Below are 26,517 nucleotides of genomic sequence, written 5' to 3'. Positions count from 1 at the left end.
CCCTGCCGGACCCCGGCGCTCAGCGGTAGGTGGTCGGCGGCGGGGTCGTCGTGCTGCGGCCGGCCGCCGGGACGAACCGGTAGCTCTTCAGGATCCCCAGCAGGTCCTCGCGGATCGCAGGCCCCGCGCGGTCGCTGTCGGCGTAGGCGACGACCACACCCGACGCGCCGCCGGCACCGAACGCCATCGCGGCGACCAGGGCGTGCTTCGCCGCGCACTGGCCGGTTTCGGTCGGGATCACCTCGGCGACCACGATCCGAGCCGGGGCCTTCGTGCCGTCGGCCTTGGTGATCTGCGCGTCCGCACCGGCGTCCGGGGTCACCGCGGCCAGCGGCCCGTTGTCCGGGCTGAACGCGCTGACGCCGAGGTCGGTCACGGCCTTGCGCGCGGCTTCGCCGTTGTCGGCCACCGGCTCGGTGGTGACCCCCGCGCCGCCGAGGTTGGCGTGCTCGCAGAAGTCCTCACCCAGGAACGCGCTCGTGATCAGCCTGATGCCGGGCACCGCGGCGGTCTTCTCCCAGCCGTGGAGCGTGCTCGGCTCGGGCTTCCAGGCCGGGGGGACGTCGTAGGCGTACGAGCCGTCCTTGGCCGCGACGGACTGCCAGCCGCTCACCGCGGCGGGAACGACCACCCGCGGCGCCGGCGTCTCGACCACCGGCGTCCGCGGCACGGGTGCCGAGGCCGGCCGGTGCGACTTGCCCACGCCGAGTGCGTTCAGCACGCCCGCGATCAGCGCGATGAGCACGAGCCCGACCCACGGTGCCCGCGAGGAGCGTCGCCACTTCGGCGGCTTCGGGGCCGGGCGGATCCGCTTCGGCTCGGCCCGCGGCGCGTCAACACCTCCGCTGGACGGGAAGCGCGGCGCGTCCGCGGGCTCGTAACCACCGAACCCGCGAAGCGCCGCGTTGTCCTCGTACCCCGGCGTCGTGTCGTCACGCCGGCGGAACCGGCTCATCAGGACCGGACGAGCTTGACCAGGTGCTCGACGACGGCGTCGACCGCGATCTCCTCGCGCTCGCCGGTGCGCCGGTCCTTGACCTCGACGACACCGTTGGCCAGGCCGCGCCCGACCACCAGGATGGTCGGCACGCCGACCAGCTCGGCGTCGGCGAACTTGACACCCGGCGTCGCCTTGCGGTCGTCGAGGATGATCTCGAGCCCGGCGGTGTCCAGCTCGGCGGCGATCTTCTCGGCGCCGGCACGCACCGCGTCGTCCTTGCCCGCGATGACGACGTGCACGTCGAACGGCGAGACCTCGCGCGGCCAGATGATGCCGAGCTCGTCGTGGTTCTGCTCGGCGAGCACGCCGACCAGCCGCGAGACGCCCACGCCGTAGGAGCCCATCGTGATCCGGATCGGCTTGGAGTCGGGGCCGAGCGCGTCCAGCTCGAACGCGTCGGCGTACTTGCGGCCGAGCTGGAAGATGTGCCCGATCTCGATGCCGCGCGCGGCGACCAGGGTGCCGTGGCCGTCCGGCGACGCGTCACCCTCGCGGACCTCGGCGGCCTCGATGGTGCCGTCGGGGGTGAAGTCGCGGCCGGCGAGCAGGTCGACGACGTGGTGGTCGGGCTTGTCGGCCCCGGTGACCCAGGCGGTGCCGGGCGCGATCCGCGGGTCGGCGAGGTAGCGCACACCGTTGTCCTGCAGGGCCTTCGGGCCGATGTAACCCTTGACCAGGAACGGGTTCGCCTTGAAGTCGGCCTCGTCGAGCAGCTCGACCTCGGCCGGCTCGAGCGACGCTTCGAGGCGCTTCATGTCCACTTCGCGGTCACCGGGGAGCGCGACGCAGACCAGGTCCCACTCCTTCGCACCCGGCTGACGCGTCTTGAGCATGACGTTCTTCAGCGTGTCCGCGGCGGTGAACTCGCGGCCGAGCCCGGCCGCGTTGAGGAAGTTCACCAGCGTCTCGATGGTGGGCGTGTCCGGCGTGTGGTGCACCTGCGCCTCGGGACGGCCCTCGACCGGCTGCGCGGCCGGCGCGGGCGTCACGACGGCTTCGACGTTCGCCGCGTAACCCGACTCGGTGCTGCGGACGTAGGTGTCCTCGCCGGTCTCGGCGACCGCGAGGAACTCCTCCGACGCCGAGCCGCCCATCGCCCCCGACGTCGCCTTCACCACGACGTACTCGAGGCCGAGGCGGTCGAACAGCTTGGTGTAGGCGGCGCGGTGCGCCTGGTAGGAGCGCTCGAGGCCCTCGTCGTCGAGGTCGAAGGAGTACGAGTCCTTCATGACGAACTCGCGGCCGCGCAGGATGCCGGCGCGGGGCCGCGCTTCGTCGCGGTACTTCGTCTGGATCTGGTACAGCGTGACCGGATAGTCGCGGTAGGAGCTGTACTCGCCCTTGACCGTCAGCGTGAACAGCTCTTCGTGCGTCGGGCCGAGCAGGTAGTCGGCGCCCTTGCGGTCCTTCAGGCGGAAGAGGCTGTCGCCGTACTCGGTCCAGCGGCCGGTCGCCTCGTAGGGCTCCTTCGGCAGCAGCGCGGGGAACTGGATCTCCTGCGCGCCGATGGCGTTCATCTCGTCCCGCACGACGGCCTCGATGCGGCGCAGCACGCGCAGGCCCAGCGGCAGCCACGAGTACCCGCCCGGGGCGACCCGGCGGACGTAGCCGGCGCGTACCAGGAGCCGGTGGCTCGGTACCTCGGCGTCCGCCGGATCCTCGCGCAACGTGCGAAGGAACAACGACGAAGTCCTGGTGATCACTGCGGGGCTCCCTGCGCCAAGCGGGTGTGAAAGTCCCGCTCAGGGTAGTCACTCCCCCCGTCATGACTCCAACGGGTTACTCGACGGGCCGTTTTTGTCGGTGCCGGTCGCTAGCGTCCGGGTCATGAACCTTCGCATGGCCATGATCACGATCGACTGCGCGGATCCGCGCGGGCTGGCGGAGTTCTGGACGGCGGCGCTCGGCACGACCGTCGCCCAGGACTTCGAGGGCGAGTTCCTGTTCCTCGCCCCGCCGGAGGGCGGGCTGTCGCTGGGGCTGCAGCGGGTGCCCGAACCACGCGCGGGCAAGAACCGGGTCCACATCGACCTCGGTGCCGAAGACCGGGAACAGGAGGTGAAACGGCTGGTGGCGCTGGGCGCGACCGAGCAGGCGCAGCACGAGGTGCCGGGCTTCGCGTGGACGGTGCTCGCGGATCCGGAGGGCAACGAGTTCTGCGTGTCCGGCTCGCACGACGGGTGAGGCTTCCGTAACGCCCGGCTCCGTCGCGCCGATGCTCGGTTCGGAGCGGTGAATTCGCTGCTCCGGGCCGATTTTCGGCACTGGTCACCGGCCGGTGCCGACCGCTAGCATCGGCCCGGCGGGGGGCCGCGGGGGGTCTTCGGCGCGTACGACCGCGACGGATCACGTTCGTGGCCAGCCTTTTCTCAGGGGGAGATTCCTGATGCCCTTTTTTGGTGTTGCAGTCGGCGTCCGGCCGAAGGCGGCGCTCTGATGCGCCGGGTGAGAGCGGGTGCCCTGCTCGGCATCACGGCGGCGCTGGGCGTGCTCACCGCCGTGCCCGGTGCCGCGGTCACCGGCGGTCCCGCCGCCGACGGCGCGTACGGGTTCACCACGAGGATCGAGGTCGGCACCGCACACGGGTGCAGCGGGGCGCTCGTGGCACCGCAGTGGGTGCTCACGGCCGCGAACTGCTTCCCCGAGAACGCGGGGGTGGCGGGTTCGCCGAAGCTCGCTTCGAGGGCCGTCGTCGGCAAGCGCGGCACCGCGGGCGCCGAACGGTCCATTGTGGACCTGCTGTTCCGCGCCGACCGGAACGTGGTGCTGGCCAAGCTGTCGGCACCGGTGGCCGACGTCACCCCGGCCGTCGTCGGGACCACGGCACCGGCGGTGAACGAGCGGCTGCGCGTCGTCGGCTACGGCCGGACCGCGACCGAATGGGTGCCCGACGCCCCGCACACCGCCACCGTCGCGGTGCGGAGCACCACCGCGACCACGCTGGCGATCGCCGGCGACCCGGACGCGGCCACGACCACCTGCCAGGGCGACGCCGGCGGCCCGCTGCTGCGCGAGCACGACGGCACGGCCGAGCTGATCGGGCTGCACGACTCCTCGTGGCAGGCCGGCTGCCTCGGCTCCACCGAGACCCGCCAGGGCGCCGTCGAGACCCGCGTCGACGACCTCGCGAGCTGGATCGGCCCGCGCGTGCGCGGGGACGCCTACACGGCGCTGCCGGTCGCGCAGCGGGTCCTGGACACCCGCACCGCGCAGGGTGACCACCAGAAGCCGGTGACCTCGGGCGAGTCCGTGTCCGTCGCCATCCCGGGCCTGCCCGCGACCGCGGGTGCCGTCGCCGTCAGCATCGTCGGGATCGAGGGCACCGCGGGCACGTTCCTGACCGCGTACGGCGACACCCTGCCGTCGACGTCGAACCTCAACCTCGGCGCAGGCGCCACCGCGGCGGTCATGGCCGTGGTCCCGGTCGGCGCGGACGGGCGGATCAAGGTCCGCAACAACGCCGGCTCGATCGACGTGATCGTCGACTACCTCGGCTACTACAGCGCGTCGGGCGAGTCGACCTACCAGCCGGCGGACAAGCCGGTCCAGGTGCTCGACACGCGGGGCTCGCTCGGCGGGCACCCGGGCAAGCTCACCGGCGGTGAGGTGGTGACCGTGCCGGTCCGCGGGACGGCGGGCGTGCCGGCCGACGCCGTCGCCGTGGCGGTCAACCTGACCGGCACGGAGACCGACTCGAGCACGTTCTTCAGCGTGTACGCCCAGGGCTCGCCCGGGCCGTCCACGCTGAACATCGCGAAGGCCGAGGACCGCGCGACCCAGTCGCTCGTGCGGATCGGCGACGACGGCGCCATCCGGCTGTTCCTCCACCACGGCCAGGGCCACGCGCTGCTGTCGGTGCTCGGCTCGTTCGTGCCGGGTGACGCGGGCAGCCGGTACGCGGCCCTGAGCACGCCGGCGCGGCTGCTCGACACCCGCGCGCTCACCCCGCCGGCCCCGCTGGGCCCGGGCGGGATCGTCACGGTCCAGGCCGCCGGCCTGCCCGCCGAGGCGACCGCCGCGGCGGTCAACCTCACCGACGTGCAGCCGAGCGTGCGGTCGTTCCTGTCGGCCTGGTCGCACGACCTGCCCTACAGCGACATCCCGTCGACGCTGAACGCCACCCCGGGCGACAACACGTCCAACGCGGCGACGGTCCGGCTCGGGTCCGGCGCGCGCCTGGACGTCCGCAACTCGGCCGGTTCGACGAACCTGGTGGTCGACCTGCAGGGGTACTACACGCGGTAACGGGTAGAAAGGCGGCATGAACGCTCGCGTACTGCTGCCGTGGACCGACATCGAGGTGCCGGAGGGGGTCGAGGCCGCGTACTACGACGGCCTCGGCTCGCCCCCGCCGGACCTCGACGGTGTCGAGTTCTACGTCCTGCCGTACGACCGGGGCCCGGAGCCGCCGAAGCTGATCGGGCGGCTGCCCGCGCTGCGCGTGGTGCAGTCGCTCTCGGCCGGGGTGGAGAACCTGGTCCCGCTGCTGCCGGAAGGCGTGCGGCTGGCGAACGGGCGCGGGCTGCACGACCTGAGCGTGGCCGAGCACGCGCTGGCGCTGATCCACGCGGCCCAGCGGGACCTGCCGCGCTGGTTCGCCCAGCAGGCGCGTGGCGAGTGGGTGCGCGAACACACCCGGTCCCTGGCCGGCAGCCGGGTGCTGCTGGTCGGGTACGGCTCGATCGGCCGGGCGATCGAGCGTCAGCTCCTCGCCGCCGAGGCGGTGGTGACGAGGGTGGCGAGCCACCCTCGGCCGGCCGGGAACGTGCACGGCGCCGACGAGCTGGCGGCGCTGCTGCCCGAAGCCGACATCGTGGTCCTGGTGCTGCCGGACACCCCGGCGACCCGTGGCCTGCTGGGTGCCGCCGAGCTGGCGGCCCTGCCCGAAGACGCCCTGGTGGTCAACGTCGGCCGCGGCACGGCGATCGACACGGACGCCCTGCTGGCCGAGACGCGCACCGGCCGGCTCCGCGCCGCGCTGGACGTGGTGGACCCGGAGCCGCTGCCCGCCGGCCATCCACTGTGGACGGTGCCGGGCGTGGTCCTGACCCCGCACATCGCGGGCGGGTCGGCGTCGTTCTACCCCCGCGCCAAGAAGCTGGCCGGGGAGCAGCTGCGCAGGTACGTGCAGGGCGAGGAGCTACTCAACCTGGTGCCTGAAGCCTGAACTGCGACTGAATTCAGTTCAGCGGCTTGACGTACACGTACCACTCGTCGTCGACCCGGTAGCCGCACCGTTCGTAAACGCCCAGCGCGCGGTGCGCGTTGTCGACGTCGACGTTCAGCGCCGACCGGTCGAACCCGGCCGCCTTCGCCGCCAGCAAGGTGTGACCGAGCAGCCCGGACGCGACACCGCGGCCGCGCAGCGCCTCGCGCGTGCCCACCCAGGTGGCGTAGAGCTCGCGCACGCCGGTCACCTCGGCTTCGGACGCGTAGAAGTGGCTCAGCACGAACGCCAGGACCTTGTCGTCGTCGAGGACGAGGAACGACAGGTCCGGCCGGAAGTCCTTGGAGCCGGTGACGAGGTGGCGCCAGGCGCCGGGCTCGTAGGCGGTGCTGCCCCAGTGGCCGCCGAAGGTGTCGTTGCGGGCATCGAGCGCGGCGAGGTCGTGTTCGAAGTCGAACGGGACCGGCACGACACCGTCCGGCAGCGATGGCTGCGGCGGCAGGTCGGCGAGGCCGACGCGCATGGTCACCATCGTCCGCCGGTGCTCGTAGCCGGCCGCGGCGAGCACGCCGGCGATCCAGCGTTCGTTCTGGTGGGCGCCGTGGTGCAGTTCGAGCGGCGCGTCCGGGAAGGCGCGTGCGTGGACTTCGCGACTCGTCCGGGTGAACCAGTCGGCGAGGTGCGCGCCGACGGCGTCGTCGCGGTGGTCCGGGTGCACGACCGACTGGAGCCGGATCATGTGCACCGGGTTCGCGGCGTCGCGGCGGCGGGCGAGGCCGTAGCCGACGAGCCGGTCGCCGTCCCAGGCGCCGGTGGTGGCCCCGGCCAGGTCGATGTTGGGACCTTCGAGCTCCTCGCGCAGGTCCTCGGTGCTGAAGTGCTCACCCGTCCGGTCGACTTCCTCGGCGGCCGCGTAGAGCCGGGCGAGGGCCGCGTCGTCGTCGAGTGTGAGGGGACGCCAGGTCAGGTCCATGCGCCGAGGCTAGGCCGCGCGCCACGGGCCACGCATCCCGATTTACGCTCAGTGCGTGCTGGTGCTCCTCCCCCCTTCCGAGACCAAGGCCGACGGCGGCCGCGGCGCCCCGCTGGACCACGCCGCCCTGTCGTTCCCCGAGCTGAACCCGACGCGCGCGAAGATCGCCGACGCGCTCGTCGAGCTGGCGGGCGACGTCCAGGCCAGCATCGCGGTCCTGGGCATCACCGAGCGCCAGGCCGGGGAGGTCACGCGCAACGCGCAGCTGTGGACGTCCCCGACGATGCCGGCCCTGCGCCGCTACACGGGCGTCCTGTACGACGCGCTCGACGTGAAGAGCTTCACGAAGGCGGGCCTGGAGAAGGCCCACCGCCGGCTGGCGGTGACGTCCTCGCTGTTCGGCGTGGTCTCGGCGACCGACCCGATCCCGGCGTACCGCCTTTCGGGCGGCAACTCCCTGCCCGCGCTCGGCACCGTCCGCGGTATGTGGAAGCCGGCGCTCGAGCCGGTGCTGCAGAACATCGAAGGCCTGGTGGTCGACCTCCGTTCGGGCACGTACTCGGCCTTCGCCGGACTCCGCCCGGACGCGGTGACGGTCCGCGTGGTCACCGAGAACGCCCGGGGCGAGCGCGTGACGGTGAGCCACTTCAACAAGGCGTACAAGGGCCGCCTGGCCCACGTGCTGGCCGTCACCCGCGCCGAACCGTCCACTGTGGACCAGCTGGCCAAGGTGATCAGGAAGGCGGGCCTGACGGTGGAACGCACCGGCGACCACGCCCTGGACCTGATCACCGAAGGCTGACGACAAGCCCCGCGGCAGCCCACGACCCGGCTCTGCGGCCGGCCACGCGGCGGCAGATCGCGACCAGGCACCAGGCACCGCCGATCCGTGCCGGGCTCCACGATTTCGCGGCGCGCCGACCCGGCCGGGAGCCGGCCCGTGCGGCCGGCCGGCCACCACTCGCCCCGTGCCCCGGCTCCGCCGGTGGTGCCCGCGACCCGTCCGGCGAAGGCCGCTCGCTGGTCGCTGCCGAGCGCGGCCGGCTTTCGAGCGTGCCAGGATCGGCCTGGCCCGGGGCGCGGCTGTTTTGCCGCGAGAAGCCGGCCCGGCTCGAAGCGCCTGCCCGGAGACGCTGTCGTCGGGTGCGAGAAGCCGGCCGGCGCCGCGGTCGTCGGGTGCGAGAAGCCGGGCCGGCTCAGTGCCCCGGCTGGAAGCGGTCCGGGGAGAACGGGGTCAGGTCGAAGCCCGGGTCCTCGTCCAGCGCGACCGCCGCCACCAGCTTTCCGGCGAAGGGGGCGTTCGTCAGGCCTCCGGCGCCGAAGCCCGTCGAGACCGTCAGGCCCGGGCGGATGCGGCCCAGGATCGGGAGGCCGTCGGGGGTGCCCGGGCGGAAGCCGACCCTGGTCTCGGCGAGGGTGGCGTCGGCCAGGCCCGGGGCGATCGTCAGGGCGTTGTCCAGCACTTCGCGCTGACCGGCGGCCGTCACCCGGTAGTCGAAGCCGGCCTCCGCCTCACGGGTCGCGCCCGCGACCACCCGGCCGCCGCCGAAGGCGAGCAGGTAGTGGCTGGTGCCCGGCAGGACCACCGGCCAGGCCGCGGTGTCCGTGCCCGGCAGGTCGAAGTGGCTGATCTGGCCGCGGTGGGGCGTCACCGGCAGGTCGACGCCGAGCGGGGCCAGCAGTTCGCGGCTCCACGCGCCGGCCGCGACCACCACGCTGTCCGCTTCGAGCGGCCCTTGCGCACCCGCCACCGTGCCGTCGGCGCGGAAGGCGACCTCGCCTTCGACGAACCTCGCGCCCCGGCGCCCGGCCGCCGACAGCAGGGCACGGCGCAGCTGGTGCCCGTCGACGCGCCCGGCACCGGACAGGTGGACCGCGCTCAGCCCGGGTGCCAGCGCCGGGAACAGCTCCCTGGCCTGCGCCGGGTCGAGCCGGCGGACCTCGCCGACCTCCGGCGCGCCCGCCGCCCGCGCGGTCAGCCGCTCCTGCGCCGCCGCCAGCTCGGACTCCTCGGCCGAGACGATCATCCCGCCGACGATCTCGAACGACGACTCCTCGCCCAGCTCGGCCAGCTCCGCCCGGAACTCCCGGTAGTAGCGGGCCGCGGCCGCCGCCAGCGGATAGAGGGCGTCCTCCCAGCGCGACGTCCACGGGCTGACGATCCCGGCGCCGGCCTCGGTGGCCGTCCCGGGACGCGCCGCGTCCGCCACGATCACTTCCGCACCCCGGCCCGCCAGGTGGTAGGCCGTGGCCGCGCCGCCGATCCCGCTTCCGATCACGAGCACTCGCATGCTTCCCACCCTGCCCGAACGTGCCGCGCCCGGGCGACCCGGATTCGCCACACCGGCGCCCGGTCGGCCGTAGGCTGCACGCCATGCCGAGCCGTGCCGAGCGGTATGTCGCCCATCTCGACACCCTGACCGGGAGCACCGAGCCCCGGCTGCAGCCGATCCCGTCCAGCCACACCGGCCTGGACGACGTCATCTCGCTCGTCTACGCCGACGAACCCGAGCCGCGTTACCTGACCGGCGCGACCTACGGCCTCTCGCTCGCCGACCACGCCGACTGGCACGGGGTGAAGCCGGAGCTGTGGATCAGCGTCCGCTCGGACGACCCGGTCTGGGCCCTGTCCATCGCCTACCTCGCCGAGCAGCTGCGCGGCACCTGCCCGTTCGTCTACGGCGACACGATCGACTTCGGCGAGCCGATCGCCCCGGAGTCCGCCATGACCGCCTTCGCCGTGTCCGCGCCCGCCGGACTCGACGCGCATCAGTACACGCTGATCGACATCGGTGGCGCGCCGATCAGCATCGCCGGCTGCTACCCCGTGCACGACACCGAGCGGACCTACATCCGCGAGAACGGCATCGACGCGTTCTGGCAGCTGGACTGGGACCTCTACGACGTCCGCCGGCCGCCGGTCATCTAGCGAGGGTGGGGGTCAGGAACCCAGCACGGCCATCGCCGCGTTGTGGCCCGGAATGCCGCTGACACCACCTCCCCGCACCGCTCCCGCGCCGCACAGCAGCACGCGCTCGTGCGCCGTCTCGACGCCCCAGCGCCCGGCCGACGCCGGATCGTCCGCGAACGGCCACGCCAGGTCCCGGTGGAAGATGTGCCCGGCCGGCAGCCCGAGCTCGGCTTCCAGGTCCAGCGGGGTCTTCGCTTCGACGCAGGGTTTTCCGCCGGGATCCGTCAGCAGGCAGTCCTCGATCGGCTCGGCCAGCACGCTGTTCAGCGAAGCCAGCGTCGCGCGCAACGCCTCTTCGCGTGCTTCGTCGTTGCGTCCCTCGAAGAGCCGCGCGGGCATGTGCAGGCCGAACAACGTCAGCGTCTGCGCGCCGGCCGCCCGCTCGGCCGGGCCGAGGATCGACGGGTCGGTCAGCGAGTGGCAGTAGATCTCGCACGGCGGCAGCGCGGGGATCTTCCCCGCCGCCGCCTCGCGATAGGCCGCTTCCAGTTGGGTGTAGGTCTCGTTGACGTGGAACGTGCCGCCGAACGCCTCGGCCGGGTCGACGCCGGGGTCACGCAGCTTCGGCAACCGCGACAGCACCATGTTCACCTTGAGCTGCGCGCCTTCCGGCCGCTCCGCGGGTTCCTCGCCCAGCAGCCGCGCCAGCGTGGGCGGCGCGACGTTCGCCAGGACGTGGCCGCCGCGCACGACGTGCTCGGTGTCGCCGCGCCGGTAGCGCACCTCGCCGCCGGGGTCGATCGCCAGCACCTCGGCGCCGGTGACGAGCTTCGCGCCCGCCGCGGAAGCCACCGCGGCCAACGAGCCGGTGACCGCGCCCATACCGCCGACCGGCACGTCCCAGTCGCCCGTGCCGTTGCCGATCACGTGGTAGAGCAGGCAGCGGTTCTGCCGGAGGTCGCCGGCATCCGCCGCGGCGAACGTGCCGATCAGGGCGTCGGTCAGCACCACGCCGCGGACCGTGTCGTCGCCGAACCACGACGTGAGCGTCTCGCCGATCGGCCGCTCGAACAGCATCGACCACGCGCCGGCGTCGGCCACCCGGCCCCGGAAGTCCACTTCGGACAGAAGTGGCTCGGTGAGCGTGCCGAAGACGCGTTCGGCGACCTGCCCGGTCAGCTCGTAGAACCGGCGCCACGCCGCGAAGTCCGATGTGGACCCGGTGAGGGCGCGGAACGACGCCGCGGTCCGGCTTTCGTCGCCCGTGTCGACAAGGAGACCAGAGTCGCCCGCCGGGGTGTAGGACGACATCCGGCGCCGCCGCAGCGCCACGTCGAGGCCGAGGTCCGCGATGATCTTCTTGGGCAGCAGGCTGACCAGGTACGAGTAGCGCGACAACCGGACGTCGACGCCCTCGAACGCGCGGAACGACACCGCGGCACCACCGGTCTCGCCGCGCCGCTCCAGCACGAGGACCGACCGGCCCGCCCGCGCCAGGTAGGCCGCCGCGACCAGCCCGTTGTGCCCGCCTCCGACGACCACGACGTCGTAGGACTCCATCCGCTCCTCCTCGTTCGGCCGCGTTCGGCCTGCCTGATCATCGTGACCACGGCGGCACCCGGATTTCAAGGAAAGGGCACGAACGGACCGTTCGCGCTATTCGGTTGCGCGGCGCCGGGGCGGCGCGGCAAGCTGTGAAGACGTCCGGCAGGGAGCCGGTGTGCGAGAGAGCGGGGAGGTGCCTGTGGTGATGACTGTGCGGGCCCGACTGCGCCCCAGCCCACCCGCCCCCCGAGGCTGATCACGCGCCCGGTGGGGCACCCCTGACCCAGGAGAACCCACCAGTGCGCCTGCACGATTTCGAAGACTTCGACGAACGCCGCCGCGGACAGCCCGGCGGCGAAGACCACCCACCACGCCGCCGCGCGCGGCTCGACGAGGACCACCCGCGGTTCTCCCGTCGTGCGCGGTTCGACGACGAACCCGAGCCGACCCGCAGCGGGCGGCTCACCGAAGGCGAACGCGTCCGGCTCGCGAAACTGCGGGACGACGCCTACACCGAAAACCAGCTGCCCGACGGGGCCGACCGCTGGTCCACCTGGGACGACGCCGAACACGGCCCGCTCCCCCGGCCGGACTGGGTCGTCACCGAGCTCGCCGCGGTCGACACCGACCTCGGCGTCCTCAAGACCGGCAAGGAGGCCGACGTCCACCTGCTGCGGCGCGGCCTGCCCGGCACCCCCGGCGCGCTGCTCGCCGCGAAGCGCTACCGCAGCGACGAGCACAAGCTGTTCCACCGCGACGCGGGCTACCTCGAGGGGCGGCGGATGCGCCGCTCCCGCGAGACCCGGGCGATGGCGCAGCGCACCGCGTTCGGCCGCAACCTGATCGCCGAGCAGTGGGCGGTCGCGGAGTTCGCCGCGCTGAGTCGCTTGTGGACGCTCGGCGCGCCCGTGCCGTACCCCGTGCAGCGCAACGGGACCGAGCTGCTGCTCGAGTTCCTGGGCGAGGACGACGGGACGGCGGCGCCGCGGCTGGCGCAGGTGCGCCCGGAGCCCGGCAAGCTGAAGGACCTGTGGTTCCAGGCCACCGCGGCGCTGGAGCTGCTCGCGTCCGAAGGGCTCGCCCACGGCGACCTCTCGGCGTACAACGTGCTCGTGCACGAGGGGCGGCTGGTGGTGATCGACTTACCTCAGGTGGTCGACGTCGTCGCCAACCCGGGCGGGGTCGAATTCCTGGCGCGGGACGTGCGCAACCTGGCCGGCTGGTTCCACGGCCGGGGCCTCGGCGAGCACGTCACCAGGACCGATGAGCTGCTGGCGGAACTCGTGGCGATGACCGGGATCGGGTGATCACGCGGCGGCGTCGCGGGTGTGGTGTGGAACACGTCTGCGACGCCGCCCACAACGGGTTACCTCGATGCGGAGGACCAGCTCCCCTTCAGGTACAGTATGTACAGACCGCAACCGGCGGCGTGGATGAGTTGGTGTCCGTCGCCTCCAGAGCCACCGAATGGCTCGCGGTGATCCGCATTCCCACAAGCGGCGCGCAGTGTCGGATAGCGACAAGACACAGTGTGCCGGGGTCCGTCCCTGTGAACGCCCACGCACACCATCTTGCCCTGCCTGCGCGCGGGGAGCCCGGGCCTCCTTGTGACGAACCACGTCCGAGAGGCATTTGTGACAGTCACGTTCAACTCTGGTCCCTCCTCGACGTCCGCGCACGCGGGCCGTCCCGACCGTCGGCCGCGTCAGCGCCCCGCCGGTGGGGACTCGCTGCGCGACGACGCCGTCGAGACCGTGGCGACCAGGACCTTCGCCGAGCTGGGCCTGCCGGAGCCGCTGCTCCGCGCGCTGGCCGAGGCCGGCATCACCAGCCCGTTCCCGATCCAGTCCGCGACCATCCCGGACGCACTGGCCGGCCGCGACGTCCTGGGCCGCGCCCAGACCGGTTCCGGCAAGACCCTCGCCTTCGGCCTGGCCATGCTGGCCCGGCTCGCCGACGGCAAGGCCCGCCCGAAGCGCCCCCGCGCGCTGATCCTGGTGCCGACCCGCGAGCTGGCCATGCAGGTGGCCGACTCGCTCACCCCGCTGGCCAAGTCGCTCGGCCTGTGGTGCCGCACGGCCGTCGGCGGCATGGCCTTCGCCCGCCAGGCCGACGCGCTCTCCCGTGGCGTCGACCTGCTGATCGCCACCCCGGGCCGGCTGTCGGACCACGTCCGGCAAGGCACCGCGCACCTGGGCGACTGCAACTTCATCGCGCTCGACGAGGCCGACCAGATGGCCGACATGGGCTTCATGCCGCAGGTCCGCGAGATCATGGACCTCACCCCGCCGGGTGGGCAGCGGCTGCTGTTCTCGGCGACGCTCGACGGTGACGTCAACCGCCTCGTGCGGCAGTACCTGAGCGACCCGGTCACCCACTCGGTCGCGCCGTCGACCGCGAGCGTGACGACCATGGACCACCACGTGCTCCAGGTGTCGCACCAGGACAAGCAGGACGTCATCACGCAGATCGGCGCCCGCGAGGGCCGCACGATCATGTTCGTCCGGACCAAGCACCACGTCGACCGCCTCACCGAGCGCCTGCGCGAGCAGGGCGTGAACGCGCAGGCCCTGCACGGTGGCAAGACGCAGGGGCAGCGCAACCGCGTCCTCGCCGACTTCAAGGAAGGCCACGCCCCGGTGCTGGTCGCCACGGACGTCGCCGCGCGCGGCATCCACGTCGACGACATCTCGCTGGTGCTGCACGTCGACCCGGCGGCCGACCACAAGGACTACCTGCACCGCGCGGGCCGCACGGCGCGCGCCGGGGCGTCCGGCGTCGTCGTCACGCTGGTCACCAACGACCAGCGCCGCATGGTCAAGCGGATGACCGACCGGGCCGGCGTCCGCGCCGAGTCCACGATGGTCCGCCCGGGTGACGAGGCCCTGAACCGCATCACCGGTGCCCGCGAGCCCAGTGGCGAGCCGGTCATCGAGCGTCGGCGCGAGAACCCGCGTCGTGGCGGCGGTGGCTACCGCGGCGACCGCGGCAGCTTCGGCGGCTCGAGCCGTGGTGGTTACCGCGGTGGCAGCAGCAGCCAGGGCGGCGACCGCGGCACGAGCGGCGGCAGCTACGGCGGCGACCGCGGTGAGCGCGGCGGCGACCGTGGCGGTTACGGCCAGGGTTCGCGCGAAGGCCGTCCCGGCGGCTTCGGCGGCCGCGGCCGTCAGCCCCGCTCGGGCAGCGGTGGCGGCGGCGGTTACGGCCGCCCGAGCCGTGGCCCGCGTCGCGGCTACGACAGCTGATTTCCCCCGGAAGCCCCGGACCGGCACTCGCCGGTCCGGGGCTTCCGGCGTTTCCAGGCCCGCTTCACGGACGGGCGAGGTCCGGGTGGGAGACTGCGGGACGTGACTACGCCGCCGACACTTCCGCCCGAAGAGGTTTTCGACTGGCTCGACGTCGAGGCGGAGAAGCGTGCGGGCGCGGGTCTGGTGCGGCAGCTGCGGCCACGGCCCGCCAAGACCGACGAGCTGGATCTGGCCGGGAACGACTACCTCGGGCTGGCCCACGACAAGCGGGTCGCCGGGGCCGCCGCGGCCGCCGCGCTGCGGTGGGGCGCCGGCTCGACCGGTTCGCGGCTGGTGACCGGCTCGACCGAGCTGCACACCGAGCTCGAGATGGAGCTCGCCCGGTTCTGCGGGGTGCAGGCCGCGCTCGTGTTCTCGTCGGGCTTCACGGCCAACCTCGGCGCGGTGACGGCGTTGTCCGGCAGCGAAGCCGCGATCGTCACCGACAAGTACATCCACGCGTCGCTCATCGAAGGCTGCCGGCTGTCGCGGGCCGACATCGCCGCGGTGGCGCACGCGACGCCGTCGGCGATCAAGCACGCCCTGGCGACCCGGCGCAAGCCGCGGGCGCTGGTGGTGACCGACTCGGTGTTCTCGGTGGACGGTGACCTCGCCCCGCTCGGCGAGCTGGCCGGGATCTGCCGCGAACACGGCGCCGGACTCCTGGTCGACGACGCGCACGGCTTCGGCGTCCTGGGTGAAGGCGGACGTGGCGCGGTGCACGCGGCCGGGCTCGCGGGCGCCCCCGACGTCGTCACGACCTTGACGCTCTCGAAGGCCCTCGGCGCGCAGGGCGGGGCGGTGCTCGGCCCGCGCCGGGTCATCAAGCACCTCATCGACACCGCGCGCAGCTTCATCTTCGACACGGCGCTCGCACCCGCCAGCGCCGCCGCCGCGCTCGCCGCGCTGCACGCGCTGAAGGAAGAGCCGGGGCTGGCGGAGAAGGTCCAGGAGAACGCCGGGAACCTGGCGATGCAGCTGAAGGCCGCGGGGTTGAAGGCGAGCCTGCCGGACGCGGCCGTGATCTCGGTGCAGGCGCCGTCCGCGGAGACGGCCGTCGCGTGGGCCGCGGCCTGCGCCGAGCAGGGCATCCGCGTCGGCTGCTTCCGGCCGCCGTCGGTGCCGGACGGCATTTCGCGGCTGCGGCTGACGGTCCGCGCCGACCTCACGGAGTCCGATGTGGACCGTGCGGTGAAGGTGATCACGGCGACCGCGCCGCGCGGTGCGGCCGACTGAGCCGTACCGGAACGGTCGGCTCGCGTACCTGGACGGACGACACGCGTACCCGGAGGGCCAACTCGCGTACCTGGGTGGACGACTCGTGTGATCCGGCGGGCTTCTCGCGTGATTGAAGAGGCACTACGCGTGATTAGAGGGGCATCACGCGTGATTGCGGGGACGACACGGCGTCGGGTCAGGCGGGGCGGCGCATGCGGATGTGGGGGATTCCGTCGTCGTCGGTGTATTCGGGGCCTTCGGCGACGAAGCCGTAGCGCGCGTAGAAACCCTGGACGTACGTTTGGGCGTCCAGGACGTATTCGCCGGGGATCGTCAGGGCCGCGTCCATCAGGTGGGCTGCCAGGCCCTTGCCTCGGGCGGGGGCCGCGGTGACTACTCGGCCGATGCGGCGGATGTTGCCGGGGTCTTGCAGGACTCGTAGGTAGGACGTGACCCCATTGCCGTCCGCGAACCAGAGGTGGCGGGTGTCCGGTAGCAGGTCGCGGCCGTCCAGTTCCGGGTAGGCGGCCTTCTGCTCCACCACGAAGACGTCCACCCGCAGGCGCAGGATGTCGTGCAGCTGGGCGGCGGTCAGCTCGGGGCCGGTCGCGTCGTGCAGGGTCGGCATGCCCCTGCTTACCACGCTCAGCCGAAGAGTCGCGGGTTGGCTTGCTGCTGGATGTCGTCGACGTACGCGGAAACGCGCGTGTAGACACCGGGCTTGCCGGCCTTGCCGCAGCCGTCACCGAAGGACACCAGCCCGATCAGCGTGTCGCCGACGACCAGCGGGCCGCCGGAGTCGCCCTGGCACGCGTCGACGCCGCCGTCGGCGTAACCCGCGCACACCATGGTCTTCGGGTCGTAGACGTCGTAGTCGGAGTTGCAGGCCTTGTCGCCGATCACCGGGACCTGGGCGCTGCGCAGGTAGTCGGACCGGTCGCCGCCGTCGGCGACGCGGCCCCAGCCGAGCACCGTCGCCTGGGTGCCCTCGCGGTACGACGCCGAGTCGCCGCTGCCGGGCAGCTTCGCGGGCCGGTAGTCGAGCTGGCCGCGCACGGTCAGCACCGCGACGTCGTTGCCCTGCGTCGGGTCGTTGTACCCCTTGCTGATCCAGATCTTCGACACGCTCAGCACCTGGCCGTCGTTGGTGCGCTTGTCCTCGCGGCCGGCCACCACGCGGACGTCCTGCTTCGCGACCGCCTTGGCGCAGTGCGCCGCCGTCGCGACCGCCGTGGAGCTGACGATCACCGCGCCGCAGTACTGGTTCCCGCCCGTGTCGGCCAGGTAGACGGCGTACGGGTGGTCGTCGAGCGAAGCCTTGTTGCCACCCACGATCCGGGGCTGGTTGGCGGACGCCGGATCCGCCGAAGCAGCGGTGTTCACCACGACCGGGACGGCGACCGCCGCGACCGCGAGGAGCGCGCCGCTCACGAGCAGCAGGGATCGGCGGGACTTCACGGACATGGGTCGTTCCCCTCTTAGACACAAAACAAGGCACTGCGCACGGCACTCACGCGACTCCGCAGCGTGAACAGGTGGCCCTGAATACCCTAATCGGAGTGAGCCCGAAGCGGTGTCACTGAAACGGGTGGACTCCGCGATCACCGAACGTTTATGTCAGGATTGCGGAATGCGACGGACAGCGACGGCGGCGCTCGGGGCGGTCATGGCTCTGACGCTGGGCGCGTGCACGTCGGAAGTCCCCTCGACGCCCCAGCCCGTTGCCGCGGCACCGGTCACGACGACCGTGTCCAAACCCCCCGCCCCGGTGAAAACGACGCCGCCGGCGACGTCGAGCGCGCCCGCCGTCACCTGGCAGGTGGGTGCCCGGCCGCTCCCCCGCCGCCCGGACGGCTTCGGCGAGGTCGAGCCGACGCCACCCGAACTGGTGAACCGGGCACTTCCGACAAAAGACGTCCTTCCCCCACCGGCCGGGAACGCCTACGCCTCGACGATCAGCGTGGTGCCCGCCGCCGTCCTCGCGCGCAGCACCTGGCAGGCCGCCTGCCCGGTCAAGGCGGCCGACCTGCGCTACCTCACGATGGCGTTCTGGGGCTTCGACGGCCGCGCGCACACCGGCGAGATGCTGGTGAACGCCAAAGGCGCCGCCGCGATCACGAAGGTCTTCGGGCAGCTCTTCGCCCGCCACTTCCCCCTGGAGGAAATGCGCGTCACCAGCCCGGCCGAGCTGAACCTGCCGCCGACCGGCGACGGCAACTCCACCAGCGCGTTCGTCTGCCGCCCGGCGCGCGGCCAGACGAACTGGTCGGCGCACGCCTACGGGCTGGCGGTGGACGTCAACCCGTTCTGCAACCCCTACACCCAGGGCGACCTGGTGCTGCCCGAGCTGGCCTCGGCCTACGTCGACCGCTCGCGGGCGCGGCCCGGCATGGTCCTGGCCGGCGACGCCACCGTCCGCGCGTTCGCGGCGGCCGGCTGGAGCTGGGGCGGCGCGTGGACCAGCCCGAAGGACCGGATGCACTTCACGGCGACCGGGCATTGACGGGTACTGAGCACGTAATACGACGTTAAGCACAGCCGGGAACACTCGATTCGCGACGTCGGTTGGCTAGGGTGAACGGTCCGGAACGAGCCCCGCGGAGGATGAAGTGCCCCACTACGACCTGGTGATCGTCGGGACGGGATCGGGGAACTCGATCCTCGGGCCCGGTTTCGCCGGCAAGAAGACGGCCATCGTGGAGAAGGGCACCTTCGGCGGGACCTGCCTGAACGTCGGCTGCATCCCGACGAAGATGTTCGTCTACGCCGCCGACGTCGCGTACACGCCCGCCGAGAGCGCGCGCTACGGCGTCGACGAGGAGCTGAAGGGTGTCCGCTGGCGCGACGTCCGCGACCGCATCTTCGGGCGCATCGACCCGATCGCCGCGGGCGGCGCGGAGTACCGGCGCAGCCACGAGGACAACAAGAACGTCGACGTCTACGAGGGCACCGGCCGGTTCACCGGCATGAAAGAGCTGCGCGTCAGCTTCCCCGACGGTCGTCCCGACGAGGTGCTGACCGCCGACAAGTTCGTGCTCGCCGCGGGCGGGCGCCCGGTGATCCCGGACATCCCCGGTATCGAGGACACGGGCTACCACACCTCCGACACGGTGATGCGGCTCGACGAGCTGCCCGAGCGGATCGTCATCCTCGGCGGCGGCTACATCGCGGCCGAGTTCGCGCACGTCTTCTCGTCGTTCGGCGTGCAGGTCACGCTGGTCAACCGGTCCGCGCGGCTGCTGCGCTCCGAGGACGAGGACGTCAGCGCCCGCTTCACCGAGCTGGCTTCGGAACGCTTCGACGTCCGGCTGGAGCGCAAGACCGTACGGGCGCGCAAAACCGACGGCGGCGTCGCGCTGGACCTCGAAGGGCCGCAGGGCGCCGAGACCGTCGAGGCCGACCTGCTGCTCGTCGCGACCGGGCGCAAGCCGAACTCCGACCTCCTCGACGTCGCCGCCACCGGTGTGACCACAATGGACAGTGGGCACGTCGTGGTCGACGACTACCAGGAGACCGTCGTCGAGGGCATCTACGCGCTCGGCGACCTCTCCTCGCCGCACGAGCTCAAGCACGTCGCGAACCACGAATCCCGGGTGGTGCAGCACAACCTGCTGCACCCGGACGAGCGGATCAAGGCCGACCACCGGTTCGTGCCGCACGCCGTGTTCACCCACCCGCAGGTCGCCTCCGTCGGACTGACCGAGCAGAAGGCCCGCAAGCTCGGCGTCTCGTACGTGACCTCGAAGCAGGACTACGCCGGGATCGCCTACGGCTGGGCGATGGAGGACACCACGGGCTTCGCGAAGCTGCTCGCCGACCCCGCGACCGGGCAGCTGCTCGGTGCGCACATCATCGGGCCGCAGGCGTCGAGCGTCATCCAGCCGCTGATCCAGGCGATGAGCTTCGGCCTGGACGCGCACGCGATGGCCCGCGGGCAGTACTGGATTCACCCGGCCATGCCGGAGCTGGTCGAGAACGCGCTGCTCAACCTGCCCCTGGACTGAGCCGAAATGCCGTGAGGGGCACCTTCAGGGACATATAAGCCCTGAAGGTGCCCCTCACGGCGTTCACCGGGTGGTCGTCACAGGGTGATCGACCAGGTGTCGAGGGTGCCGGTGTCGCCGGGGCCGTAGTCGGTGACGCGCAGCTGCCACTTGCCCGCGGCCGGGGAGGATGCCGCGGCCGGGACGGTGAACGTCCGGGGGCCGCTCCACGGTGTGCAGGTGCTGCCGCCGCTGTACTTCAGCGCATACGCCTTGCCCTTCGGGTCGAGCAGCGTGATGCCGAGGTCTTCGGCGCACGTGTGGCGGATGGTCAGCGAGACGCCGATCGAGGCGGCCGCGCTGCCCGTGAGGGTCGAGCCGATCGGGCTGAACACCTGCTGGTAGTCGCGGATCGCGTAGTCGGTGTCGTTGGTCAGCGTGCGGTTGCCGCCGCTGCCCGGCTGGGTGCGTGCCGACACCGCGGCGCTCGCGGCCGACGCGTTCCCGGCGGCGTCCTTCGCCTTGACCGTGAAGGAGTACGCCGTGTCCGGGGTGAGGCCGGAGACCGTGGCGCTGGTTCCCGCGACGCTCGTGGCGAGCGCGGAACCGTTGTAGACGTCGTAGCCGGTGACGCCGGTGTTGTCCGTCGACGCGTCCCAGGCGAGCGAGACGCTGTTCGACGTCGTGCCCGTGGACCGCGGGTTGGCGGGCGCGCTCGGCGCCGTCGTGTCGCCGGTGCCGCCGCTGGTCACCAGCGTGAGCTGCCACTTGTTCAGCGCCTCGATCACCGGCTGGAACAGGGACATGTCGCCGTCACTGGGGTTCTGGACGCACTGCGACGGGCCGCCGTCGTGCAGGCCGGCAGCCTTGGTGCCGAGCAGCCAGCCGCCGCCGGAGTCGCCGCCGAGCGAGCACGCCGTCGTCCAGGTCAGGTCGCCGATGATGAGGCCGTTGCCGTAGTCGGCGGACTTGTGGGTGTACTTCACCTCGCCGCACTGCCAGTGCGAGGTGTTGCCGGAGTGGCAGACGCTGTCGCCGACCATGGCCTCCGCCGAGCCGGAGAGGGTGACCGCCGGCTGGCCCCAGGTGTTGACCGACGCCGAGAGGTTCCAGCCCGCCTCCGTCACCGCGACGAGGCCCATGTCGCCTTCCTGGCCGTTGACGCTGTGGGTGCCGCCGACGTTCGACGTGCCGACCTTGTTCTGCTGGCCGGACGCGCCGTAGGCGGCCTGGTTGCTGTCGTTCGTGCAGTGCCCCGCGGTCAGGAAGTGCTTGGCACCACTGGAATCCGTGACCGGGAAGCCGACCGAGCAGTTCGACTCGCTGCCCGGCCACCACGGGTTGCCGGTCTGGATCGTGCCCGACTGCTGCTTCGGCGAGGTGGTCGTCTCGGTGATCCGGACACCGTCGAGTTCCTTGACGCGGTACAGGAAACCGTCGGTCGCGGCGGTCTTCTTCGTCCGGTCGACGGAGACGCCGACCTCGTTGCCGCGGACGTCGACGCCCCAGCCGTAGACGCCGGGCACCCCCTTGCCGACCAGGGCGCGCACGGCCGCGTCGGTGCGGTCCAGCTCGGCCTGGCCGCGGGCCACGACCTGCGCCGCGGCCCCGATGGCGCGGACCTGGTCCGCGGCGGCCTGGGTGGTGACGGCGACGGTCAGCTTCCCGGTGGCCGCGTCGAACCACTGCCCGGCCGACTGCTGCCGGACGGCGGTCGGCAGCGCCGAGGCCAGGCGGTGGGCGCCGTCCTGGGCGGCGAGACGGCCCCGGGCCTGGTCCGCGGACAGGCCGAACGCGGCGGCCACGCCGTCGACCTCGGCCTGCGGATGGGAGGGCGATGCCGGTGGCGCGGCCTGAGCGGGCTGGAAGCCCAGTCCGAGCGCGGCCAGCGCGGCCACGCTCGCGGCGGAAACGATCCTGCGCATGCTTTTCTCCTCGGTTCGGGGAGTGGAATGCGCAAACGGTAGATCGCCGGAAACACCGAATTGAAGATCCGCAGGGCCTTAACAGTTAACTGGCGTCCCATTCCCAGTCGAAACCGTAACGGCCGGGGCCGAAGGTGAGTGCGACCCCGTGCACCGCACCGGATTCCGGGGCGACGTCGGCGTATTCGGCCGGCTGCCCGTCACGTTCGACGAAACGGCGGCACACCGGCGGCACCGCCGCCGGGTCGAAGCGGATTTCGACCACGTATTCGCGGACCGGGAGCCGGAACTTCCGTTCGTAGTTCGTGGCCAGCGGGTGCGGCGCGCGGTTCACGAGCGTGTGCTCGGTGATCACCGTTTCGCCGCGGACGAGCGGGCGGCCGAAGAGCAGCTCGACGACGAGCAGGCCGTCTTCCGGCTTGTGCACGCTGCGCCCGGCCTGGCAGCCCCGCAGCGACCGCACCTCCGGCAGCGGCCGGTCGTGCTCGTCGAGGTGCAGGATGACCACCCAGCGGTCCGGGCCGTCCGCCTCGGCGCGCAGCACCTGCCGTGAATGGAACTCCAGCTCCTCACGATCCGGCCCGACCGTCACGACGTCGTGCTGGCTGATCCGGGTCAGCCGCTCGTCCCATCGGGTGTCCACATCGGACACCGCGGCGTCGATGCGCCCGCCGTCCGGCCAGAACCGGCCGATCTCAGTGGCCGTGGACCGGCGCGGCCGCGACGAACCCAGCAGCGCGACGAGCGAACCCGGCGGCACGTCGAGAACGACCTCGAGCTGCCGCACCCCGCGCACCGAGTCCCGCCGCTGCGGGCGGCTGCGGCCGGACTGCCAGTAGCTCAGCGTCGCCGTCGTGACCGAGACGCCGCGGGCGTGCAGGTGTTCACGCAGGCGGTCGAGGCTCAGCCCGCGGGCGCGGATCGCCGCGCGCAGGGCCGCGTCGAACGGGCCGGTGCGCAGCAACGTCCCGAGGGCCGGCGACGGAACCGCCATCGAACGATCTTAAGCCGCCGAACGGCCGCGAACAGGCATTAACTGTTAAGAATCAGACGAACCGGTGGCGCCCGGCCAGGGCGCCGAAGACCATCTGGACCACGAGCAGGCCCAGCAGCATGGCCAGCGGGAGCGTCCAGCCGCCCGCGGCGTCGTGCAGCAGGCCGAACAGGAACGGGCCGAGCGCGGCGAACAGGTACCCGAAGCCCTGGGCCATCCCGGACAGCCGCGCGGTGTCGGCGCCGGTCTTCGCCCGCAGCGCGATCACCGTCAAGGCGAGCGAGAAGACACTCATCCCCAGGCCGATCAGCAGGCTCCACAGCAGCGGCGACCACGCCGGGGCGAGCATCAGCCCGGCCGTGCCGGCGACGCCGAACACGCCGAAGAGCACGATCCAGCCGCCCTGGCCGCGCTGCCGGGCCGCCATCGGCGCCACGACCAGGCTGATCGGCACCGCGATGAGCGAGACCAGGCCGAACAGCAGGCCCGCCTGGTCACGCGACACGCCGGCGTCCATCAGCACCTGCGGGAACCAGCCCATCGCCGCGTAGGCGTAGAAGGCCTGGAGGCCGAAGAAGGCCGTGACGATCCAGGCCAGCCGGTTGCGCAGCAGCGAGCGGCCGCCCTCGGCGGCGTCGGCGTGACGCGGTGCCCGGCCGGTGCCGCGGGCTGCGAGAATCCACGCGGCGAGCGCGACGACGGCCACCACCGCCCAGCTGCCCAGCGCCGGGCGCCAGCCGCCGAACGCGTCGCCCAGCTGCGGGGTCACGGCCGACCCGAGCGCGCCGCCACCCTGCAGGGCGGCGGTGTAGACGCCGGTCATCAGGCCGATCCGAGCCGGGAAGGAGCCCTTGATGACGACCGGGATGAGCACGTTGATCAGGGCGATCCCGGCGGTGGCCACGAGCGTCCCGCCGAGCACGACGTACGGGCCGTCGAGCACGCGCAGCACGAGCCCGGCCGCGAGCGCGCTCAGGGCGACCGCGATGGCGGCGCCGATCCCGGCGCGGCGGGCGAGCAGCGGCGCGGCGAGCCCGGCACCGGCGAAGCAGAGGGTCGGCAACGTCGTCAGCACGCCCGCCCAGAGCACGGACGCGCCCAGGCCGGCGCGCATTTCGGCGAGCATCGGGCCGACCCCGGTGATGGCCGGGCGCAGGTTGAGCGCCGTCAGCACCACGGCGACCGCGAGGAGCGCGCCGCCGGCGACCACACCGGGCGTGCGCGTCTCGATCGCGCCGTCCAGTTCGGCTTCGAGTGCTGATTCACGGGATTCGACGGGCATACGAGCTACTATCGCATACGTAGGATGATTGGATGAAGGGATAACTCCTGTGCCTCTGGCCACCACCCGGCGGGCAGGCCTCGTCGACCAGGTCATCGACCAGCTGCGGACCGCGGTCACGCAGGGCGAATGGCCCATCGGCGAGCGCATTCCCACCGAGGTCGAGCTGGGCGAACAGCTCGGCGTCGGCCGCAACACCATCCGCGAGGCCGTGCGCGCGCTCGCGCACACGGGGATCCTCGAAGTCCGCCAGGGCGACGGCACTTACGTGCGCGCGACCAGCGAGGTGTCCGGCGCGATCCGCCGGCTGTGCGGCGACGAGCTGCGCGAGGTCCTGCAGGTCCGGCGCACCCTCGAGGTCGAGGGCGCCCGGCTCGCCGCGGCCGAGCGCACCGACGAGGACGTCGCCGAGCTGCGCGCGCTGCTGGCCCGCCGCGACCTCGAACTGCAGGAAGGCCGCTGGCCGGACTTCGCGCGCACCGACGCGGAGTTCCATTGCGCGGTCGTCCGCAGCAGCCACAACGGGCTGCTCACCGAGCTGTACCGCGGGCTGACCGAGGTCATCACGGCGAGCGTCGCGGCGACGTCCAGCATCACGCCCGGCGCGGAGCACATGCCCGAGATCGGCCACGAAGGCCTCGCGGACGCCATCGCCGACCGCGACGCGGACCGGGCCGCGGCCGAGGCCTGTGGGTTCCTGGACGAGCTGCTGTCCCGGATCGAAACGGCCTGAGCTGGGCTTTTACCCAATCTGGCACCACCGTTGACCCCTAAGGGTGCCAATTCAGGGTTGTCGTGGTGCCACGATGGCGCCATAATTGTGCCATGGACCTGACGCCCTTCGTGGACGAACTCCGGCGGGAGCTCGCGGTCGCCGCCGAAGCGGCGGGCGACGAGGCCGTCGCCCTCGCCGAGCGGCTCACCGCGCCGCTCGAGTCGGCGATCCGGCTGACCCTGCTCGACGCACTCTCGGCCGCGGCCGACGAAATCACCCGCGACCTCGCACCCGGCTCCGTCGAGGTGCGCCTCCGCCGCCGGGACGCCGAATTCGCCGTCTCGGTGCCGACGGCACCCGAGCCAGAACCCCAGGAGACACCCGCGCCGCCACTGGAAGCCGACGACGGCGCGGTCGCCCGGATCAACCTCCGCCTGCCCGAACAGCTCAAGCAGCGGGTCGAGGAGGCGGCGGCCCGGGAGCGGATCTCGACCAACGCCTGGCTCGTCCGGGCGGCGAGCGCCGGGCTCGGGCCCGACAAGAGCGCCCCGCGGCGCCGCAACTCGCTCTACGGCGACAACTACACCGGCTGGGTCCGGTAACCACAGCTCTTTTCCCCTCACGTCTCCGACCTGCGGAGACGCCACCGACGCACCCCAGGAGGGCGCAGCCATGCCCGTTTTCGCCACCCCCGAACCGATCACCGCGACCATCGACGCCAGCGCCGCCGACATCCGGATCGCCGCGAGCGACCGCGACGACACCGTCGTCGAGATCCTCCCGGTCGACCCGCACGACCGCGACGACGTCGCCGCCGTCAAGAAAACCCAGGTCGAGTTCTCCGACGGCGCCCTGCTCGTCAAGGGCCCGAAGTACTACACGAAGCTCTTCGGCAAGGGCGGCTCGATCGTCGTCACGGTGGAACTGCCCACCGGCTCCCGGATCCGCGGCACCACCGCGATGGGGGACTTCCGGGCCACCGGGTCGCTCGGCGACTGCCGCTTCAAGACGTCGATGGGCAACCTGCACCTCGAGCGGACGACCCGGCTGGAGGCCGTCACCGCCCTCGGCGACGTCACCGTCGAGCACGCGTCCGACCACGCCGAGCTCAGCACCGGCACCGGCGACCTGCGGATCCGCGAGATCGACGGCTCGGCCGTGCTGAAGAACTCCAGCGGCGAGACGCGGATCGGCACCGTGACCGGCGACCTGCGGGTCAACTCGGCCAACGGCGACATCCTCGTCGACGTCGCGCACACGGCCGTGAACGCCAAGACGGCCGCCGGGGACGTCCGGATCGGTGAGGTCATCCGCGACTCCGTCGTGCTCGAAACCGCGGTCGGCGAGATCGAGGTCGGCATCCGCGAAGGCAGCGCCGCCTGGCTGACCCTCAACTCGCTCACCGGCCGGGTGCACAACTCGCTCACCGCAGCCGACGGCCCCGGGCAGACCGACGAGACCGTCGAGGTCCGCGCCCGCTCCTACACCGGCGACATCGTCGTCCGCCGGTCCTGAAT

At 72.4% G+C, this 26,517-nt stretch carries 23 protein-coding genes; 13 read left to right on the top strand and 10 right to left on the bottom strand.

From position 1 onward, the window contains the following. Positions 1–19 precede the first annotated feature (19 nt). On the bottom strand, positions 20–955 hold the full coding sequence (locus ACIOD2_RS26070; protein WP_400542992.1) for a hypothetical protein: 936 nt from the start codon (positions 953–955) through the stop codon (positions 20–22). After that, complete coding sequence (locus tag ACIOD2_RS26065) at positions 955–2,703, bottom strand: proline--tRNA ligase (protein WP_400542989.1); 1,749 nt, start codon at positions 2,701–2,703, stop codon at positions 955–957. The genes ACIOD2_RS26070 and ACIOD2_RS26065 overlap by 1 nt, the downstream gene beginning before the upstream one ends. 124 nt (positions 2,704–2,827) lie before the next feature. On the opposite strand from ACIOD2_RS26065, the gene ACIOD2_RS26060 reads away from it, so the two are divergent. The 3 genes from ACIOD2_RS26060 (at position 2,828) to ACIOD2_RS26050 (ending at position 6,167) form a co-directional block, all read left to right on the top strand. Continuing rightward, positions 2,828–3,184, top strand: coding sequence for a VOC family protein (locus ACIOD2_RS26060; RefSeq protein WP_400542986.1), 357 nt, complete (start codon positions 2,828–2,830; stop codon positions 3,182–3,184). A 252-nt stretch (positions 3,185–3,436) separates the two neighbouring features. Then, positions 3,437–5,245, top strand: coding sequence for a S1 family peptidase (locus ACIOD2_RS26055; protein ID WP_400542983.1), 1,809 nt, complete (start codon positions 3,437–3,439; stop codon positions 5,243–5,245). 16 nt (positions 5,246–5,261) lie between these two features. Beyond that, complete coding sequence (locus tag ACIOD2_RS26050) at positions 5,262–6,167, top strand: 2-hydroxyacid dehydrogenase (RefSeq protein ID WP_400542980.1); 906 nt, start codon at positions 5,262–5,264, stop codon at positions 6,165–6,167. Positions 6,168–6,180: 13 nt separating this feature from the next. Here ACIOD2_RS26050 and ACIOD2_RS26045 read toward each other — a convergent pair whose 3' ends face one another. After that, a complete protein-coding gene (locus ACIOD2_RS26045; protein WP_400542977.1) occupies positions 6,181–7,140 on the bottom strand; it encodes a GNAT family N-acetyltransferase in 960 nt (319 codons plus the stop codon). 55 nt (positions 7,141–7,195) lie between these two features. On the opposite strand from ACIOD2_RS26045, the gene yaaA reads away from it, so the two are divergent. After that, the gene (yaaA, locus tag ACIOD2_RS26040; RefSeq protein ID WP_400542974.1) at positions 7,196–7,942 is read left to right on the top strand and encodes a peroxide stress protein YaaA; all 747 of its coding nucleotides are present in this window, start codon (positions 7,196–7,198) and stop codon (positions 7,940–7,942) included. A 394-nt stretch (positions 7,943–8,336) separates the two neighbouring features. Here yaaA and ACIOD2_RS26035 read toward each other — a convergent pair whose 3' ends face one another. After that, positions 8,337–9,431: an NAD(P)/FAD-dependent oxidoreductase gene (locus ACIOD2_RS26035; protein ID WP_400542971.1), complete on the bottom strand. Its 1,095-nt coding sequence runs from the start codon at positions 9,429–9,431 to the stop codon at positions 8,337–8,339. Between the two features lie 83 nt (positions 9,432–9,514). Here ACIOD2_RS26035 and ACIOD2_RS26030 point away from each other — a divergent pair, with 83 nt between their 5' ends. Further along, positions 9,515–10,069 (top strand): suppressor of fused domain protein, encoded by a 555-nt coding sequence (locus tag ACIOD2_RS26030; protein WP_400542968.1) that lies wholly within the window; start codon positions 9,515–9,517, stop codon positions 10,067–10,069. A 12-nt stretch (positions 10,070–10,081) separates the two neighbouring features. On the opposite strand, the gene ACIOD2_RS26025 is transcribed toward ACIOD2_RS26030, so the two are convergent. Further along, positions 10,082–11,611 carry a phytoene desaturase family protein gene (locus ACIOD2_RS26025; RefSeq protein ID WP_400542965.1) on the bottom strand — a complete coding sequence of 510 codons (1,530 nt, stop codon included), beginning with the start codon at positions 11,609–11,611 and terminating at the stop codon, positions 10,082–10,084. A gap of 284 nt (positions 11,612–11,895) precedes the next feature. Between ACIOD2_RS26025 and ACIOD2_RS26020 the strand changes: the two genes are divergently transcribed. The 3 genes from ACIOD2_RS26020 (at position 11,896) to ACIOD2_RS26010 (ending at position 16,119) form a co-directional block, all read left to right on the top strand. Next, positions 11,896–12,903 (top strand): serine protein kinase RIO, encoded by a 1,008-nt coding sequence (locus tag ACIOD2_RS26020; protein ID WP_400542962.1) that lies wholly within the window; start codon positions 11,896–11,898, stop codon positions 12,901–12,903. Between the two features lie 327 nt (positions 12,904–13,230). Beyond that, the gene (locus ACIOD2_RS26015) at positions 13,231–14,841 is read left to right on the top strand and encodes a DEAD/DEAH box helicase (RefSeq protein ID WP_400542959.1); all 1,611 of its coding nucleotides are present in this window, start codon (positions 13,231–13,233) and stop codon (positions 14,839–14,841) included. Positions 14,842–14,943: 102 nt separating this feature from the next. Further along, positions 14,944–16,119: an 8-amino-7-oxononanoate synthase gene (locus ACIOD2_RS26010; RefSeq protein WP_392775910.1), complete on the top strand. Its 1,176-nt coding sequence runs from the start codon at positions 14,944–14,946 to the stop codon at positions 16,117–16,119. Between the two features lie 178 nt (positions 16,120–16,297). Here ACIOD2_RS26010 and ACIOD2_RS26005 read toward each other — a convergent pair whose 3' ends face one another. Together ACIOD2_RS26005 and ACIOD2_RS26000 are read right to left on the bottom strand one after the other, a co-directional pair. Continuing rightward, positions 16,298–16,729: a GNAT family N-acetyltransferase gene (locus tag ACIOD2_RS26005; RefSeq protein WP_400542956.1), complete on the bottom strand. Its 432-nt coding sequence runs from the start codon at positions 16,727–16,729 to the stop codon at positions 16,298–16,300. Positions 16,730–16,746: 17 nt separating this feature from the next. After that, complete coding sequence (locus ACIOD2_RS26000; protein WP_400542953.1) at positions 16,747–17,565, bottom strand: S1 family peptidase; 819 nt, start codon at positions 17,563–17,565, stop codon at positions 16,747–16,749. 166 nt (positions 17,566–17,731) lie between these two features. Here ACIOD2_RS26000 and ACIOD2_RS25995 point away from each other — a divergent pair, with 166 nt between their 5' ends. Beyond that, entirely contained in the window at positions 17,732–18,604 is an 873-nt protein-coding gene (locus ACIOD2_RS25995; protein ID WP_400542950.1) for a M15 family metallopeptidase, read from the top strand. Positions 18,605–18,710: 106 nt separating this feature from the next. Continuing rightward, positions 18,711–20,105 (top strand): mycothione reductase, encoded by a 1,395-nt coding sequence (locus ACIOD2_RS25990; RefSeq protein ID WP_400542947.1) that lies wholly within the window; start codon positions 18,711–18,713, stop codon positions 20,103–20,105. A gap of 77 nt (positions 20,106–20,182) precedes the next feature. Here the strand turns inward: ACIOD2_RS25990 and ACIOD2_RS25985 are convergent, their stop codons facing one another. The 3 genes from ACIOD2_RS25985 to ACIOD2_RS25975 all read right to left on the bottom strand — a co-directional run bounded on the left by ACIOD2_RS25985 (position 20,183) and on the right by ACIOD2_RS25975 (position 24,285). Then, complete coding sequence (locus ACIOD2_RS25985; protein ID WP_400542944.1) at positions 20,183–22,009, bottom strand: proprotein convertase P-domain-containing protein; 1,827 nt, start codon at positions 22,007–22,009, stop codon at positions 20,183–20,185. An 85-nt stretch (positions 22,010–22,094) separates the two neighbouring features. Further along, positions 22,095–23,003 carry an XRE family transcriptional regulator gene (locus ACIOD2_RS25980; RefSeq protein ID WP_400542941.1) on the bottom strand — a complete coding sequence of 303 codons (909 nt, stop codon included), beginning with the start codon at positions 23,001–23,003 and terminating at the stop codon, positions 22,095–22,097. 52 nt (positions 23,004–23,055) lie between these two features. Further along, positions 23,056–24,285 carry a CynX/NimT family MFS transporter gene (locus ACIOD2_RS25975; RefSeq protein WP_400542938.1) on the bottom strand — a complete coding sequence of 410 codons (1,230 nt, stop codon included), beginning with the start codon at positions 24,283–24,285 and terminating at the stop codon, positions 23,056–23,058. A 49-nt stretch (positions 24,286–24,334) separates the two neighbouring features. On the opposite strand from ACIOD2_RS25975, the gene ACIOD2_RS25970 reads away from it, so the two are divergent. The 3 genes from ACIOD2_RS25970 (at position 24,335) to ACIOD2_RS25960 (ending at position 26,515) form a co-directional block, all read left to right on the top strand. Further along, positions 24,335–25,018: a FadR/GntR family transcriptional regulator gene (locus ACIOD2_RS25970; protein WP_400542935.1), complete on the top strand. Its 684-nt coding sequence runs from the start codon at positions 24,335–24,337 to the stop codon at positions 25,016–25,018. Between the two features lie 92 nt (positions 25,019–25,110). Next, positions 25,111–25,602, top strand: a complete 492-nt coding sequence (locus tag ACIOD2_RS25965) for a toxin-antitoxin system HicB family antitoxin (protein ID WP_400542932.1) — start codon at positions 25,111–25,113, stop codon at positions 25,600–25,602. A gap of 70 nt (positions 25,603–25,672) precedes the next feature. Next, positions 25,673–26,515, top strand: a complete 843-nt coding sequence (locus ACIOD2_RS25960) for a DUF4097 family beta strand repeat-containing protein (protein ID WP_400542929.1) — start codon at positions 25,673–25,675, stop codon at positions 26,513–26,515. Positions 26,516–26,517: the final 2 nt, after the last annotated feature.

The sequence above is a fragment of the Amycolatopsis sp. NPDC088138 genome, assembly GCF_044741685.1.
Taxonomy (GTDB): Bacteria; Actinomycetota; Actinomycetes; order Mycobacteriales; family Pseudonocardiaceae; genus Amycolatopsis.
This window is presented reverse-complemented; position numbering and strand designations above follow the sequence as displayed.